At 44.3% G+C, this 16,037-nt stretch carries 18 protein-coding genes; 12 read left to right on the forward strand and 6 right to left on the reverse strand.

Going from position 1 to position 16,037, the window contains the following annotated elements; genetic code table 11:
* Window positions 1–2: 2 nt before the first annotated feature.
* Window positions 3–452 (reverse strand): SRPBCC family protein, encoded by a 450-nt coding sequence (locus B5Z18_RS26740; RefSeq protein ID WP_079472622.1) that lies wholly within the window; start codon window positions 450–452, stop codon window positions 3–5.
* 298 nt (window positions 453–750) lie between these two features.
* Between B5Z18_RS26740 and B5Z18_RS26745 the strand changes: the two genes are divergently transcribed.
* Window positions 751–1,722 carry an aldo/keto reductase gene (locus B5Z18_RS26745; RefSeq protein WP_079472623.1) on the forward strand — a complete coding sequence of 324 codons (972 nt, stop codon included), beginning with the start codon at window positions 751–753 and terminating at the stop codon, window positions 1,720–1,722.
* 42 nt (window positions 1,723–1,764) lie between these two features.
* A complete protein-coding gene (locus B5Z18_RS26750; RefSeq protein ID WP_079472624.1) occupies window positions 1,765–2,577 on the forward strand; it encodes a helix-turn-helix domain-containing protein in 813 nt (270 codons plus the stop codon).
* Window positions 2,578–2,634: 57 nt separating this feature from the next.
* Here B5Z18_RS26750 and B5Z18_RS26755 read toward each other — a convergent pair whose 3' ends face one another.
* Window positions 2,635–3,039 carry a hypothetical protein gene (locus B5Z18_RS26755; RefSeq protein ID WP_143313719.1) on the reverse strand — a complete coding sequence of 135 codons (405 nt, stop codon included), beginning with the start codon at window positions 3,037–3,039 and terminating at the stop codon, window positions 2,635–2,637.
* 312 nt (window positions 3,040–3,351) lie between these two features.
* On the opposite strand from B5Z18_RS26755, the gene B5Z18_RS32615 reads away from it, so the two are divergent.
* The 7 genes from B5Z18_RS32615 (at window position 3,352) to B5Z18_RS26785 (ending at window position 9,547) form a co-directional block, all read left to right on the forward strand.
* Window positions 3,352–3,528 carry a hypothetical protein gene (locus tag B5Z18_RS32615; RefSeq protein ID WP_159454443.1) on the forward strand — a complete coding sequence of 59 codons (177 nt, stop codon included), beginning with the start codon at window positions 3,352–3,354 and terminating at the stop codon, window positions 3,526–3,528.
* A gap of 34 nt (window positions 3,529–3,562) precedes the next feature.
* Window positions 3,563–3,748, forward strand: a complete 186-nt coding sequence (locus tag B5Z18_RS26760; protein ID WP_079472626.1) for a hypothetical protein — start codon at window positions 3,563–3,565, stop codon at window positions 3,746–3,748.
* A 94-nt stretch (window positions 3,749–3,842) separates the two neighbouring features.
* Entirely contained in the window at window positions 3,843–4,817 is a 975-nt protein-coding gene (gene gwsG / locus B5Z18_RS26765; protein ID WP_079472627.1) for a grasp-with-spasm system ATP-grasp peptide maturase, read from the forward strand.
* Entirely contained in the window at window positions 4,795–4,974 is a 180-nt protein-coding gene (locus tag B5Z18_RS26770) for a hypothetical protein (RefSeq protein ID WP_079472628.1), read from the forward strand. The genes gwsG and B5Z18_RS26770 overlap by 23 nt, the downstream gene beginning before the upstream one ends.
* Before the next feature lie 2 nt (window positions 4,975–4,976).
* A complete protein-coding gene (gwsS, locus tag B5Z18_RS26775; protein ID WP_079472629.1) occupies window positions 4,977–6,047 on the forward strand; it encodes a grasp-with-spasm system SPASM domain peptide maturase in 1,071 nt (356 codons plus the stop codon).
* Window position 6,048: 1 nt separating this feature from the next.
* Window positions 6,049–8,256, forward strand: a complete 2,208-nt coding sequence (locus tag B5Z18_RS26780) for a peptidase domain-containing ABC transporter (RefSeq protein WP_235016033.1) — start codon at window positions 6,049–6,051, stop codon at window positions 8,254–8,256.
* Window positions 8,246–9,547 (forward strand): HlyD family secretion protein, encoded by a 1,302-nt coding sequence (locus B5Z18_RS26785; protein ID WP_079472630.1) that lies wholly within the window; start codon window positions 8,246–8,248, stop codon window positions 9,545–9,547. Before B5Z18_RS26780 ends, B5Z18_RS26785 begins: the two co-directional genes overlap by 11 nt.
* A gap of 11 nt (window positions 9,548–9,558) precedes the next feature.
* Here the strand turns inward: B5Z18_RS26785 and B5Z18_RS26790 are convergent, their stop codons facing one another.
* Window positions 9,559–10,065, reverse strand: coding sequence for a hypothetical protein (locus B5Z18_RS26790; RefSeq protein WP_079472631.1), 507 nt, complete (start codon window positions 10,063–10,065; stop codon window positions 9,559–9,561).
* A gap of 283 nt (window positions 10,066–10,348) precedes the next feature.
* On the opposite strand from B5Z18_RS26790, the gene B5Z18_RS26795 reads away from it, so the two are divergent.
* Both B5Z18_RS26795 and B5Z18_RS26800 read left to right on the forward strand, forming a co-directional pair.
* Window positions 10,349–12,262 (forward strand): histidine kinase, encoded by a 1,914-nt coding sequence (locus B5Z18_RS26795; RefSeq protein WP_079472632.1) that lies wholly within the window; start codon window positions 10,349–10,351, stop codon window positions 12,260–12,262.
* Window positions 12,263–12,280: 18 nt separating this feature from the next.
* Window positions 12,281–13,027 carry a LytR/AlgR family response regulator transcription factor gene (locus B5Z18_RS26800; RefSeq protein ID WP_079472633.1) on the forward strand — a complete coding sequence of 249 codons (747 nt, stop codon included), beginning with the start codon at window positions 12,281–12,283 and terminating at the stop codon, window positions 13,025–13,027.
* 12 nt (window positions 13,028–13,039) lie between these two features.
* Here B5Z18_RS26800 and B5Z18_RS26805 read toward each other — a convergent pair whose 3' ends face one another.
* Window positions 13,040–13,426 (reverse strand): hypothetical protein, encoded by a 387-nt coding sequence (locus B5Z18_RS26805; protein ID WP_079472634.1) that lies wholly within the window; start codon window positions 13,424–13,426, stop codon window positions 13,040–13,042.
* Between the two features lie 210 nt (window positions 13,427–13,636).
* On the opposite strand from B5Z18_RS26805, the gene B5Z18_RS26810 reads away from it, so the two are divergent.
* Window positions 13,637–14,656: a serine protease family protein gene (locus B5Z18_RS26810; protein ID WP_079472635.1), complete on the forward strand. Its 1,020-nt coding sequence runs from the start codon at window positions 13,637–13,639 to the stop codon at window positions 14,654–14,656.
* A gap of 415 nt (window positions 14,657–15,071) precedes the next feature.
* Here B5Z18_RS26810 and B5Z18_RS26815 read toward each other — a convergent pair whose 3' ends face one another.
* Together B5Z18_RS26815 and B5Z18_RS26820 are read right to left on the reverse strand one after the other, a co-directional pair.
* Entirely contained in the window at window positions 15,072–15,398 is a 327-nt protein-coding gene (locus B5Z18_RS26815; RefSeq protein ID WP_079472636.1) for a DMT family transporter, read from the reverse strand.
* 75 nt (window positions 15,399–15,473) lie between these two features.
* On the reverse strand, window positions 15,474–16,037 hold the full coding sequence (locus B5Z18_RS26820; protein WP_079472637.1) for a Crp/Fnr family transcriptional regulator: 564 nt from the start codon (window positions 16,035–16,037) through the stop codon (window positions 15,474–15,476).

A 16,037-nucleotide genomic window follows, 5' to 3' on the forward strand; every position in this document is an offset into this window, starting at 1 on the left:
GATCATGCATCCGGTATTTCAGGTTCTACCAGCTTAGCCAGCTTCTCCAAAGATTCCTGCCAACCTAAATAGCACATTTCTACAGGTATGGCAGACGGAATTCCTTCCTGCGTAATTTTTATTTCTGTGCCCGCAATCGTTTTACGAAGCCATACACTGGTGATCATTTCTCCCGGCAGGTTTGGATCGTCAAATTTATCAGTGTACTTCAAAAATTCGTTTGGTTTGATTTCCAGGTAGACGCCGCCAAATGAATGGCTATTCCCGGTGGAGAAATTCTGGAATGACATCTTAAAAGTACCACCTGTCTCTGCTTTCATCTGGTGGACGGTGCACAGAAATCCATAAGGAGGCAGCCATGAAGCGATTGCCAGGGCGTCAGTAAATGCGCGGAATACTTTTTCCGGAGATGTTTTAAGCATCCTGTGTAGTGAAACAGTGTTGTTTGCCATAAGATATATTTTGTCCCTACTCATCTGGCTTTTCGGTTCCGCCCGTTTTTAGTGTGGTAGCTGCTCCACTGTGTTGATTGATTATCTTATAACAAAGATGGAAATAAAATCAGATTTGGGCAGGGGGCGTATACGACAATACCAAGGGTTGTTTGCGACCTGGCATGGCACTCAAACATCTCCCGGAAATGTGCAATCCGGGAGTGAGCTATCCAGACAAGTAAAATGAGCCATGAAGGAAAGCTGCTATCGCATGCGAAAGCTGATCTTTGTGCCGTTAATCAATAAAATAGCAACAATGACAACAATTAAAAAGATAGCCCTGGGCAAAAACGGCCCACTCGTTTCTAAACTCGGGTTAGGCTGTATGCGCATGTCGCCCGTTTGGGGAGGCCCGAAGAATGATGAAAACGAAAGTATTGCTACCATTCAGCAGGCATTGGACAGCGGTATTAACTTTCTGAATACTGGAGACTTCTACGGCAGCGGCCACAATGAACTGCTTGTAGGCAAAGCCATCAAAGGCAGGCGGGACGATGCCTTTATAAGCGTGAAATTTGGCGCCATCTTTTATGGCAATCAAATGCTTGGATTGGACCTGCGTCCTATAGCCATCAAAAACTTCATCAATTACTCCCTGGTACGTTTAGGCATAGATACAATCGATCTTTACCAGCCGTGCAGACTCGATAACAGCGTTCCCGTGGAAGATGTGATTGGTACTGTTGCCGACCTGATCAAAGAGGGTAAAGTACGCCACCTGGGCGTTTCTGAAATAACCGCAGATCAGTTACGCAAGGTGAATAGTATCCACCCGGTAACAGCATTGGAAATAGGCTATTCACTGGCAGACCGCCAGATAGAAAGTGACCTGCTTCCTACCGCCAAAGAGCTGGGTATAGGGGTGGTAGCATTTGCCAACACCGCCGAAGGGCTACTCACCGGTGAAATGAAAGCGCCTCTTCCTGCTAATGCCTATCATCATCACTTCTCACGGTTTCAGGGAGATAACCTGGTAAAGAACCTCGAAAAAGTGGAAATATTAAAACAAATGGCAAAAGAGAAAGGGTACACACCAACACAACTGGCAATCGCCTGGGTGAATGCGCAGGGGGATCACATTATGCCATTGGTAAGCATGAGCCGGAGATCACGACTGCCGGAAAACATAGCTGCAATGGAGATTGCGTTTACTCCTGATGAAATGAATACGCTTAATACGCATTTTTCAGCGGGCGCCATACTTGGAGAAACCTACCTGCAGCGATAAGGGAATGGTGCATAAGCCCCGTCTGTTTTATATCTTTACATCATGACGAACCCAACTGAAATAATTCCCGGCGTCCTTTTTTACTCTTATTTCTCGGCCATGAGAAAGGAGAAGGTAGCATTCCTGGAGGACAATATGCTGATAATGCAGGTTTCGGGCCGTTTTACCCTGGAAACTGCCAGTCAGAAGATCTCAATGGGGCGCGGCGAAATGTTGCTGATACAAAAGTATCAATTGGGGGAAATTACCAAGATGCCTTTGGAGGGTGAGGATTATCAAACCATTGTTATCTGTCTGAAAGAAGACTTGCTCAGGAAGATCGCCCTGGAGGAGCAGATAGAGACAGACCAGAAATATACCGGTCCATCCAGCATTCTTATTCCCGGAAACGATTTTTTGCATGCCTTCTTCCAGTCTGTGCTTCCGTATGTTCGCCATCCGGAAGAAAAAGTAACCAGTGCGGTAGGCATGCTTAAAGTAAAAGAGGCGGTATACCTTCTCCTGAATACCATGCCGGGGCTCAGTAAATTATTATTCGACTTTTCGGAGCCTCATAAAATAGATCTGGAAAAATTTATGCTTGGCAATTTTCATTACAACGTTCCCGTTGAAAAATTTGCACGGCTTACGGGAAGAAGTCTTGCCGGCTTCAAACGTGATTTCCAGAAAACATTCGGGATGGCGCCCCGGCAATGGTTATTAGAAAGACGGCTGGAGGAAGCCCGGCATCTTATTGAAAAGAAGAACAAAAAGCCATCTGCCATTTACCTGGACTTAGGCTTTGAAAGCCTCTCTCATTTCTCGCATTCTTTTAAGAAGAAATTCGGTAAGACGCCCACTGAATGGGTAATTTAGAGAGGACGGATGGTGGAAGCTTTTTAGAACCTGCACAGCGTGCAGGTTTTTTTATTGCTACTGCTTTGCCAGTTTGGTTCTGAGCTGCTGGTATCGTGGGGTAAATATTTCCGGTGGCAGCTTCATCTCCAGTAACAATAATATTTCATGGTACTGCCGGGGTAAAAACACGCTGCGGGCTATCACCAACCGCCGGTCGGCGTAATAGACGGTGATTTGTAGGTCCTGTCTTCTGCCTACTTCCGCCATATCTGTTTTGGTAATGGTTTGCCAGTTTACTTCATGCGGCTTCCATCCACCTTTTAACACCAGCGCAGCATCTGAAATGATCAGTTGTAACCGGGTATAGGCAAACATTGACCAGGCGAGGAATAAAAATATAAAAGTGAGAAAGATGAACATCGGGGATGTATTGATCTGGGAAATGGAAAAACCCGCCAGTACCAGCATAAGCACACTCATAACATAACACATGATCCTGAAAAATTGAGGTACACGGAAAGTCTCCGTGGTATATATCATCCGCATAGCGATTCGTTATTAAGACCCGCGTGTAATATAATATTTTGCGCCCATTTGTTGTTTGCCGGATACAATAAGGGAGAATCGGGAACCGGCCACAATAAATAGAAACCACCGCCCCCCTGGTGGTTTACCCGCTGCAATTATTCCTCAAAATACTACGAATATGGATCGTAACCAGCCAAATATGCCTTCGGCCCCTGTGGAATTGGCCTTGCCGGCTAATTTTAAGGCAGATTTAAAAACCATAACATGAAACAGTTAGAAAAATTGGTTACCAAAAAGGTAGCATTACCGGAAACTGTAAAAGGCGGCAGAGCAATGGCTCTTGAATACTTTCTTGACGACCAGGAAAGAACCACGGAAAACTACGCTTCGTGGAACGGCCAGCATTATGTAACCGACACCCGGAATGATCCAAACAAGTAGCCCCCAAAACGTAAACCTCTAAAAATTAAAAACAATGGACAAGTTAACAAAACTGAATGCAAAGAAAGTAGAATCTCTGGAAACAATTAAAGGAGGCAGACTCGCCCTTGACGCGATAACCGATCTGTCTGATTCCGGCGAAAGCGCAGGTACCACTATTCACACGCCCACCCATTATTCAGGTCCGGATGTTTACCTGTGCGATCACAAACGTGACTAGTAATCAACCTCTCCTTCCGCCATTATTATGACCGGAAACTACAGGACTGCCGGTATTACCGGTAGTCCTTACTACCAGTAATCAACTGTACGCCATGTCCAAACAGATCCTCATATTAAGTCAATCGCACCTGGAAGGCACCACTGATCATGTTTGCCAGTGGATGAACCATTTGCGGATACCCTACCTTCGGGTGAATGGGGAGGACTTCTTCCATTTTCAAAACCTGGATGATCTGCCAGGCAACAACGAAGTAGCTGCTGTCTGGTACCGGAGAAAGATCAGCAGCTTCCCTGTAAAATACAGTCTTAAACAAACGGACTTTAATACCCAGTACACGTTGAAACGTTTCCTGGTAGATGAATTTAACGGCCTTCATTCCCTCTTGTTTTATACTATTGACCGCCATAAGTGGCTCAATGACCCCATCTCAGAAGATAACCTGAACAAATTGCACGTATTGAGCCTTGCCCGCCAATGCGGAATTAGCACCCCTTTCACAGAAGTGGTGACTACCAAAGCGGCAATTATGCATTTGCTGGATAAGGGCAAAGAACTAATCGTAAAGCCTGTCAGCGAATGCATTTTCCTTGAAGATGCGGAGGGTGGACAGTACAAGATGCTCACCAAAACCATTAACAACGCCAATCTGCATCTGGTACCTGAAAAATTCTTTCCCTCGCTGGTACAGGAAAAAATTATAAAAAAGTTTGAGATACGCACATTTTACCTGGATGGTGCGTGCTACTCTATGGCTATCTTTTCCCAGAATAACCGGAAAACAAAAGATGACTTCCGGAACTATGACAACCAGCGGCCCAACAGAACAGTTCCCTACAAACTACCGGCTGACCTGGAACGGAAGCTGGATCAGCTGATGAAATCACTGCGTTTCCGGACAGGTTCTATTGACCTGATGGTAGACATGCAGGGGAACTATCACTTCCTCGAAATTAACCCGGAAGGTCAGTTCGGCATGGTATCTTATCCCTGCAACTATTACCTGGAAAAGAAATTAGCCGAATTGCTGCATAAAAATAGCTCCCATGAAAAAGAAATTCACCAGTAAACTGAAAGAGAAGAAGGGATTACCGCTGTCGCTGTATTTCCTGGAGAAAAACAACCAGCAGCACACCAGCTCCATTCTCAAATTTGAAAAAGCCCCGAAAATAAACTCCGACGGGTTCGAGCTTTTCAATTTTTATAAAGTGATCTCCAAATTCTGATAATGGAATATTTAAATCTATACGCAAACTGCCGGCTCGTAAAAGGAGCCAGTATGTCGCTGCTCTGCGATCTGCAGATGCGCAGGTTTTATCATATCCCAAACGATACCGCCGATGTGCTCATCTTCCTGCAACAGCACTCCATCTCCGAATGCATGACCCACTACGGGGAAGATAACCGTAAAACCATTAAGGGCTACATTGATTTCATACTCAATAAAGAACTGGGTTTTACAGACAACCAGCTGTTGCCGGAACTAACTCCACTGGACCTCAGCTGGGACAGGTATTCAGATATCACCAATGTGATTATTGAGTACAATGAAGAGATCAACTACACCGGCTCCTTTTTCCGCGAACTCTTCGACCTGCATGTGCAGGGGCTGGAGATCAGGTGTTACCGTAAAACAACGCTGGATAAGATCCGTGAATTACTGGAGGTGTTCAACGGCACCACGCTGAAGTTTATTAAACTGGTGCTGGCATATGATGATACGCTGGAGCTGCAGATACTGGATAAACTGGTGAAGCAATACCCGCGGGTAAAGGCGCTGCTGATACATTCCTCACCGGCTGATAACCCGGAGAAAATATTTGAAGGTTCTGTGCCGGTGATATTTGTAAGCAGTAATATCAATTCCTGCCTGGCTTGTGGCGAAATCCGATCAAGCTATTTCATTTCCAATATGGAGCTGTTCACGGAGAGCCAGCATTATAATACCTGCCTGAACAGAAAACTGAGCATAGACCTGAACGGGTATATCAGGAATTGCCCTTCCCTGCCGGACAATTTCGGGCATGTAATGGACACATCGGTACAGGAAGTGTTAGATAATAAGGCATTTCATAAGTATGCGAAAATCCGTAAAGACGAAATCGCAGGTTGTAAAGATTGTGAATTCAGACATGTATGTACTGATTGCAGGGCATACCTGGAAAACCCGCAGGATATTTATTCCAAACCGCTTAAATGCGGGTACGATCCATATAACGGTACCTGGGAAGACTGGACTAAGAATCCACTGAAGCATGCTGCCATAGCCGGGTACGGGTTGGGAGAGATAATAAATTAATATGAAACTGAAAACATTCCCTTTTTATATGCAGCCGGACGGGAAGGATTGCGGTCCTACCTGTATCAAGATCATCAGCAAACATTACGGCAGGTTAACGGATATTCAAACCATCCGGTCGCTGGCGGAAACCACGCGGGAGGGAAGTTCTTTGCTTGGATTGTCTGCTGCTGCCGAGGGGATGGGTTTTAAGTCGCTGGCGGTAAAAATAGATTTCATTACCCTGATGGAAGAGGCGCCGTTGCCCTGTATTTGTCATTGGGGACAACAGCATTTCATTGTTGTTTACAAAATAAAAAAATCAGGACCGGATACAATCGTGTATGTTTCCGATCCTGCTTACGGGCTGATAAAATATACCAAACAGGAATTTATTGATGGCTGGGTAGGAAAAGGAAAGCAGGAACGGGATGAAGAAGGGATTGCCCTGCTGCTGGAAACCAGTCCCGCATTTTATGAAGCAGATGCAGCAACCCCGCGCAGCAGGAAGGATTTCTCCTTCCTGTTCAGCTATTTCTTCCGGTACAAAAAACTCATCGCTCAGCTGGCAATCGGTCTGCTTGCCGGGAGCCTGCTTTCCCTGATTTTTCCCTTTCTTACGCAAAGCATCGTAGACATAGGCATCCAGAACCATGATCTCAACTTTATTTACCTGGTGCTACTGGCGCAGGTGATGCTGTTTACCGGCAGAATGGGAATAGAGATCGTACGCAGCTGGATCCTGTTGCATCTCTCCAGCCGGATCAATATTTCTATTGTGTCCGACTTCTTCATAAAACTCATGAAATTGCCGATCAGCTATTTTGATACGCGTATGACCGGCGACATTATGCAGCGTATCAATGACCATCAGCGGATAGAACAATTGCTTACCAATTCCTCCCTGAGTACCCTGTTTTCCCTGGTGAACCTGGTTATTTTCAGCGTGGTACTGCTGCTGTACGACTACCGGTTATTCCTGATCTACCTGTTGGGCGCTTGTTTGTCGGTAGGATGGATTTCTTTTTTTCTTAAGAAGAGAAAGGAACTTGACTATAAACGTTTTTCGCAGGTATCGCAGGAGCAGAGCAAGGTGATTGAACTGGTGAATGGTATGCAGGAAATAAAGATGCATAATGCAGAGAAGCAAATGCGCTGGGGATGGGAGTTCATGCAGGTGAAACTGTTTAAGATCCAGATCAGGTCCCTGTCGCTGGAACAGTGGCAAACCGTAGGCTCGAATTTTATTAACCAGATGAAAGACATCTTTGTCAGTTTTCTTGCAGCAAAACTGGTACTCGATGGCAACCTTACGCTGGGAATGATGCTGGCGGTACAGTATATCATTGGCCAGCTGAATGGCCCGCTGATACAGCTGATGGACTTTGTAAAACAAACGCAGGATGCAAAAATATCGCTGGAAAGGCTGGGAGAGATCCATGATAAGGACGATGAAGAGCGCGCAGATGTACAAACAGTAGTGGATATACCAGAACAGGATATCGCGCTGGATAATGTTTCATTCCGCTATGTGGGTGCGGGCGCGCCGGTGTTTGAACACCTCAGCCTGCGTATTCCTCACCGCAAAACCACTGCTATCGTGGGAGCCAGCGGCAGCGGTAAAACAACCCTGCTGAAGCTGCTGATGAAATTCTATGAGCCCGGTGAAGGTGAAATTAAAATCGGGAACGTACAGCTGCAGCATATTTCAGCGCGGTACTGGCGAGATCAATGTGGGGTGGTGATGCAGGAAGGATATGTATTCAATGATACCATCGCAAAAAATATCGCCATAGGCATAGACGATATTAACCGGCAGCAGCTCAGGAAGGCCGTGGATGTGGCGTGTATCAGGGATTTTGTTGAAAGCCTGCCATTAAGCTACAACTCTAAGATCGGCAATGAAGGAATTGGTATCAGCGGCGGGCAGAAACAGCGGCTCTTTATTGCCAGGGCAGTATACAAATCGCCGGAGTATATATTTTTTGATGAGGCCACCAGTGCGCTGGATGCAAACACAGAAAAGGCGATCATGGGCAACCTGGAACAATTCCTGAAAGGGAAAACGGCTGTGATAATCGCCCACCGGTTGTCGACCGTGAAAAATGCAGATAAAATCATTGTACTGGATAAAGGAAAAGTAGTGGAAGAAGGAAGTCATGATGAACTGGTATCGCTCCGGAAAGAGTATTACAGGCTTGTAAAAAATCAATTGGAACTTGGAAACTAAGAAAGATATATTAGACACTATTCACCTGCATTCAGAGGGGGTGCAGGACATTCTTACGCAGCCGCCGCATTGGATGGTACGCTGGGGGAATACCACCATATTTCTCATACTCCTCCTCATTTTACTGATGAGTTGCCTGATAAAATATCCGGAGTTTGTTCCTTCCACTGTTATCATTTCATCCCGGAATCCGCCGGAGAAGCTGGAAGCCAGGATCAATACCAAAGTAGAGGAAATATTTGTGACCGATCATCAGGCTGTTTCCCGGGGCCAGATCCTTATGGTACTGCAATCCACGGCCGATTACCGGGATGTGATCCGGTTGAGGGGCATTATTGATTCGCTGGGAAATAAGGCCGTGGAGTATTTCCCCCTCGGTGAAACAGCAGGGTTCAAACTCGGAGAGATCCAGGCAGATTATAATGCCTTTGCCAGGGCATTGACAGAAGAACAGCTTTATGCCAGGCTGCAGCCTTATTCGCCGGACTATGCTGCGGCCGACAAAAGCCTCACGGAATCACGCAGCCGGATACGTACGCTGCTGCAACAAAAAAGCCTGGAGCAAACAAAGTATGAACTATCCAAAAGGGAGTTCGACAGGTACCAGGAACTTTTTAAAGAAAGGGTCGTTTCCGCGTCGGAACTGAACCAGGAAAAAATGAAATTTTTGCAGGCAGAGCAAAACCTGGAGAATATCAATATTACTATATCCCAGCTGCAGGAAGGTATACTTGGTATTGAAAAAACCAGGAGCGGGGTTACGATCAATGCGCAAAAAGACAAGATCAATTTAACCTCGCAGACGGGGCAGCTTTTCGAGCAATTGAGAAAATCACTCAACGCCTGGGAACAGAACTACCTGCTCACCTCCTCTGTGGCCGGTGTAGTGGGCTTCCAGCAGTTTCTGGGAAAGAACCAGTTTGTAAAAACGGGGGATATCCTGTTGTCCGTTATGCCGGATGATAAAGATGTGCTGATCGGTGGGTTACGGGTACCTGCCACTAATTCCGGCAAGGTGAAGGTGGGACAAAAAGTGCTGTTTAAGCTGGATAACTATCCGTACCAGGAGTTTGGTATGGTGGAAGGCCGGGTGAAGAATATTGCCAATGCACCGGATAAAGATGGTAATTATTATGTGAATGTCATTCTCCCAAACGGGCTTCAAACATCTTTTCACAAAATACTTCCCTTTGATAAAGAACTCAAAGGAAATGCGGAAATAGTTACGCAGGACCTGCGGCTGATAGAAAGATTCTTTTACCAGATGAGAAAGCTGCTGCGGTTTGAATAAACACCGGGTTATTATTCCTGGTAAAAGGTTTTAAATTTTTGCAGCTGCTTATCATATACAACCGCTAGTTTTACGTCTTCCCCGGTTGCTATAATGCCGTCAACAGCCGATGCTTCAGGCGAATCATTGTTCATGATAATCTTAGCCCCCTTTCTGAAAGCGCTTATTTTTATTTTGTCTGAATAGTTTTCAGAGAAAACCACGTACTTCTCCCCACTCATTATATTAGTGCTGATGATTAACAGGCGGCTGCTCTGCTTTTCACTGTTATCTATCACAATGGCCATATCTTCCTGGCCATCTGCATCAAAATCTCCGTAACAGGTGTCTTGTTCAGGGTGATCGGCGTCCGGCTGGTAAATGGCTGTTGTTACCTGCAGGCTGTCGTTTACCGGTATGCTGTCAGATACCAGGTAACAGGCTAAGCCTCCTGTTATTACTATAACCGCAATGAGGGGCAGGTATTTTTGCCCGGATTTACTTTTGTTTAGCGAAGTTGGGTGATTATATTCCATCATACAACAAGTATAGGCAGCATACCGGGAGATACAATCCGGTGATTGGTATTCGTTGCGTGCGGGCCTATATCTGCAATATTTTATTCCTTATCTGAAATGGAAATGGATGCAAATATCGGGTGATACGTTACGGATATGGGATGAAAGCCACAGGATCTCTACCCGGCCGGGTGGAGAAGAATTTTAATTATATATTTAGGAGATAATCATTATAAAACCAGGGAATAAAAAGAGAACAGTTTTTATCTTTATGATTTTTTGCGTCGCTAAATCTATTTCATTGATGAATGTAAGAACCGCATTGGCGGTTTTCCCGCTTCTGCCCCTGCTTTTTATGGCCTCGTGCAAGGATCGGGAAAAGCCCCGGAAAGATCAGGAAAAGACCTTTAGTGCAACACCCCGGCAAGATTATTTGTCCCTGGTTATTTCCATGGATACCTTATCGTATGACGGAATAAGAAAAGCTGTTTACAGGGAAGATAGTCTGCTCCGGCATACTCCTGACAGCAATGCTAACCCGTTCTTTCACTATTTCAGGGGAAGGCGCTACAGCATGGAAAGGCAACAGGACAGCGCAATAGCCGAGTACAAAAAAATGGTTGGCACAAAGGATGATGTGGAAGTGGAATTGCTGAAAACTTACGCCATCCTGGATAATACCACCAATAACGGCACAATGGTGGAAGGAGCATTAATGAACAGCATCCTTGCCGGCCTGCAAAAGGCGGAAAGCTCTCATAGCAGGCTAACCTACCGTTTTTACGATCTGATGGCCAAAGCCTATTACCAGAACTACAATAGAAAAGAATCGTTGGAGTATGCGGAGCGCTATTATAAGAATCATCCTTACAAATCGCACCCGGTAATCCGGCAGCGGTATTACGATATTTCTTTTATGCTGGCCTCCAGTGCGAATGATTACGACAAGATGATGTTGTACAATGTAAAGGCGCGTAACCTTGCGAAAAGCATCGGCGATAGCATGGCAATTGCGCGGTCTTACGATAACTTATCGCAGGTGTATGAGCGGCAGGGACAATATGAGAAAACCCTTGAATGTAGCAGGATCTTTATTGATTACCTGAGGAGAACCAATAACCTGCAGCCAACTGCGTATAATAATTTAGCTGTCAGCTTTCTCCGTAATAACCAGTTGGATTCAGCTATCTACTATTATAAGGAGGCTATTGCGCTTGCCAAAAAGGACAAAAATAGGAAAGAAGGCCCCAGTTACTACAAGGGACTTATTGAAGCCTATAAAAAGAAAGGCGCATACGAAGAGGCCATGAAGGCCGCGGATTACGCCTTTTCCATAGAAATAGATAATATTAAGCAGATAGAAGCAGTTAAAGTTGCCGAGATACAGGCAAAGTATGAAACAGAGAAAAAAGACCGGAACATTGCGGAGCTGAGCAGCCGGAATGCGTTGAATGAAAAGGTGATCCGCCAGCAAAGATGGACGCTGGGATTGGCATCACTGGTATTCATCGGCATACTTTTATTCTTCTATATTATACACCGGCAGTACCGGTTGAAGGAAAGAAACAAATTGCTGCAACTGGAGAACAGCCGCCTGAACATCGAACAAAAATTACTACAGGCCCAGCTGAACCCGCATTTTATATTTAACTCCATTGCCAACCTGCAAAGTCTTGTTGCGTCCGGCGATACAAAAGAATCTGTCCGTTACCTGTCGGCATTTTCGGGGCTGTTACGCAGTGTGCTGGAACAGAGCAGGAAGGATTTTATCAGCCTGGAAGAAGAAGTTACCTCTTTAAAGAATTATCTTCAGTTGCAACAGATGCGCTTTGCGGGGATTTTCGATTACGAGGTAACAGTAGCGGAGGATCTTTATCCTGAAGATATACTGATCCCTCCGATGTTGGTGCAGCCTTTTGTTGAAAATGCCATAGAGCATGGATTCAGAAATATCCAATACAAAGGCATATTAAAAGTATCATTCAGGACCGAAAACAACCAGCTGTTTATCCTGGTAGATGATAATGGTACCGGCATTACCCGTAAGGAGGAGGGGCAGCAAAAGAAAAGGTCGCTTGCCGGAATTATCCTCAAAGAAAGACTGGAGGCCCTTTTCAAGTCCGGCGGGCAGGAAGCGGATTTTGAAATTGAAAATAAAGTGAATAACGGAACGCATGGCGTTACCGTACGTATTGTAATACCGGAAATCAGAGATTAAACCAGAAAACAACCATACATGAAGCTTTATATACTTGAAGATGAAGCGCTCATATTGAAACACCTCTTACAGGTTGTTCAAAGCATTCCTTTTGTACAGGTGGTAGGAAATTCACCTGAGGTAGCCCAGGCAGCCAGGGAAATACCCGCATTGAAACCAGACATTATTTTAGCGGACATCCGGCTGAAAGACGGTGACAGCTTCCGGCTATTTCATGAAATAGGGAATGAAGGTTTCCAGGTTATATTCCTTACCGCTTATGATCAGTATGCTATACAGGCGCTCAATATGGGCGCTTTCGGATACCTGCTGAAACCAATAGACGAAGCCGCTTTAACGGACATGCTGAACAAATGTTTTCACCAGCGGAAACGGGAGCATTTTGATCAGCAACAGCTGGAAATAGCCCGGCAACATTATATGGCCCAGGGTGGAACAATCGCCAGACGCATTGCATTGAAAAGCCTTGAATATATAGAAATCGTTTCTATAGAAGATATTATGTATTGCAGAAGCGATAAGGGTTACACAACCTTTTACCTGAAGAATAAACGTGAAATACTGGTGTCAAAAGGACTGAAAGACTATGAGAGTTTACTGTTGCCCTCCGGCTTTTTGAGATGCCATCAGTCTTACCTGGTTAATTTCCACTACGTGGAAAAGTATTACCGGGAAGGTTATCTGAAAATGCAGAACAACGAGCAGGTACCCGTTTCCAGCCGGAAAAAGGAAGAAGTGCTTAATTACCTGGAGAATATCTCCTGACCGCCTGGGCAGTTATAGTGTTTTTTTTCTTAAAACCACGTTCTCATTGTCGTCATCATCTTCTTCCAGTATTAATTCCCAGTTTATTTTCTCAGCAATCTCAGTTAGCAAATTGACATACAAAACTTCATTTTCCGGGTTGGATTTCGATCCAACCACCGCAATTAAATTAACCCGTTCACTGTTAAAGTTTTCATGTCTGCCATAGCTGCCATCGTCTGAATTGACGGCAAGAACGCTGATCCATGGAAAGCCTTCTATGTTACTGAATTGCTGGTTACCGGTGCGTTTTAATTTTCCCGTATTATCCAGAATGTTAAGTACATTACTGGTTAATACGCGCTGGCTATAAGTTTCGTTACCCCGTATTTCGTAGTACCAATAAAGGTGCGACCACATGATTTGTTTATTTATAAGTTAGTTTACTTACCATTACGGCTTTGCAAAAAAACGGAATGATATTTACGAATTTATGATATAGCCCCCTAATTTATTCTTTTAGTATATTTATATCAATAGGCTTGTGTTTACAAAGATAGAAAGTACTGTACAACTAATAATGAGTGCAGGAATTCAGGGAAACTGGTTCCATTATAAATAATTATAGTTATGAAGATAAAAACTACCCTATTCATATTATCAATTGCATCTGGTGTATTATTTCAATCTTGTCATAAAAAAAGTAACCAGGGGCCGGACGATCCACCCGCAGGAAAGCCTGCAGTTACCAGGATAGAAGATGTGCTAAACGGTAAGGACCAAAGCCTGATCAATATCCTGAATAAAGTAAGAGGCAGTGTGGGTAAAAGAGGACCTGCCTCCAAAACGATATGGAGTAGAAAAAATGATTATGGTGTAGGATTGTATATCAGTGCTAATCATATCTATAATATATCTGGCTGGAGTTCCCGGAATGCGCAGTTTTTCAATTTATTCTCTGAGAACCCGGGCATTTTTGAAACCTCGCAAATTCCACCAGCGAATGGAAATATAGCATTGGGAAATACATTGATAGCCGATTTTCCCTTAATGCACTTTGATATTTCTCCCAATGCTACCAATACAACTATATTACCGTCAGAAGATTTTTATTTAGGCGTTATCGACAATCAGCGAATTGAACAGGGACCATTACCCCAATATCCCACCCTTGTTCAAACTGCCGCGCCATTGCAAATGTATGACGCTGATAACCGTACAAAAGCAATTCAAACCTGGGCTACTCCCGTTGCAGGTGAAAAGGCCATTGCAGTTGGATATCCCCAGGATAACGGTAATTATCCCAACGGAGCAGTTGCCTATGGAAAAATATTATCCGATACTGAAGCGGCGGATATTATTCAGAAATTGAAGGCTGCCGGAGATGCCGAAGGAGAGGTGCCGTATAACCCGGCTGTCGAATTTTTTGTAGAAGCGCAGGGGATAGCCGGTATGAGTGGCGGCGGAGCGTTCAATTCAGAAGGACAGTTATTGGGTATTATGGTAAGAGCGAGTGACAAGGAAAAAGCGCCTAAAATCATCCGGGTGGTAAAAGTAGTTTACATCAAATCCAGGATGGTGGAGTTTTATAATGGATTGCCGGAAACAAGCAAGAGCAAAGTAAAACCATTTATTAGTGGTGAGTTATAAGTAATATTCATATCCCTCCATTCTGAAAATGTTATCCCGGAACATGGATACTGTTGCTGTATTACCGCATCAAAGCTCAACCAGACATTTGGCTACAAAATAAGGGAATTAAGCTACAGCTGAATGCTTAACCTGCTTAGGTTTGCAGTGTATTTCGCTCCGCTGTGAATTTGCTTTGGCAATCCGGGATAAGCGAAATGGTTATCTTTTTAATTTTAATAATGGACTTTTATGAGAACCGTTTTAATAACCGGTGCTAACTTGAATGCAGCTCCGCCGCCGTTTTAGGGATTCAGGCATAACTTTTAAGATCATCTTACAAAGGTCACAAAGCGTGATACAATCCAGAAGAATGTATCACGCTTTTTGTTTCACGGATTATTGTAGTACATGACTTATAGAGAATAATACATTACTAATGCGACGCCGCTTTCAACCCAACAATAGAACCTATCAATGTTATTATAAAGAACATTCTCCAGAAATGAGCAGGTTCATTAAAAATAAGGATTCCCATCAGGGCGGTGCCTACTGCCCCGATACCTGTCCATACCGCATAGGCGGTTCCCAGGGGCAGGCTTTGGGTAGCTTTCATCAGTAAAAGCATACTGGCCACTAATGAAAACACGAAAGCGCTATACCACAAATACATGGCGGTGCCGGTTGATTCCTTTGCTTTTCCGAGGCTGGAAGTAAATGCTACTTCAAACAAGCCTGCGATAATTAAAATAATCCAGTTCATAGTGATTGATTTTAGAATAGCAAGTTCGCACGTATCAGGCACTAAAAATTTTACAAATGATAAAAATTAAGTAATCTATTTCAATCCGGACCTGATCCTGCTTAAGCTAACCTGCGTCATGCCGAGGTAAGAAGCAATGTGGCCAAGCTGTACCCGTTGCAGTATTTCAGGGTCGGTTAACATTAGTTCTTTGTAGCGTTCCAAAGCCGTTCTGCATTGTCTGAAAATAAGCCGTTCTTCAATTTTGATCAATTCCTGCTCGGCAAATTTACGTCCCCAGTTAGCGATATGGATATCTTCATTGAACAGCTTACGCAGATGCTCCGTATTTAGTTCGTACAAATCACAGGGTTCCAGCAGTTCTATGGTTTCATAGCCTTTTTCGTTCTGAACATAGTTCTTCATGGATATAACCGCGTCGCCTTCTTTTCCAAACCAGAAGGTTATATCTTCATCACCCGGATTAGCAAATGCCCGCACCATACCTTTCCGTATGAAATATATTTTGGAAGATATCCTGTTCACTTTAAATAATACGTGCGCTTTGGGGAAAGTTGTTTCGTAAATGTTTCCCTTCAGCAAAGCTTTTGATTTCTCCGGTAGCGGATATATATTGTCAATTATATTGTCGATGTTCAT

The sequence above is a fragment of the Chitinophaga ginsengisegetis genome, assembly GCF_900168065.1.
Taxonomy (GTDB): Bacteria; Bacteroidota; Bacteroidia; order Chitinophagales; family Chitinophagaceae; genus Chitinophaga; species Chitinophaga ginsengisegetis.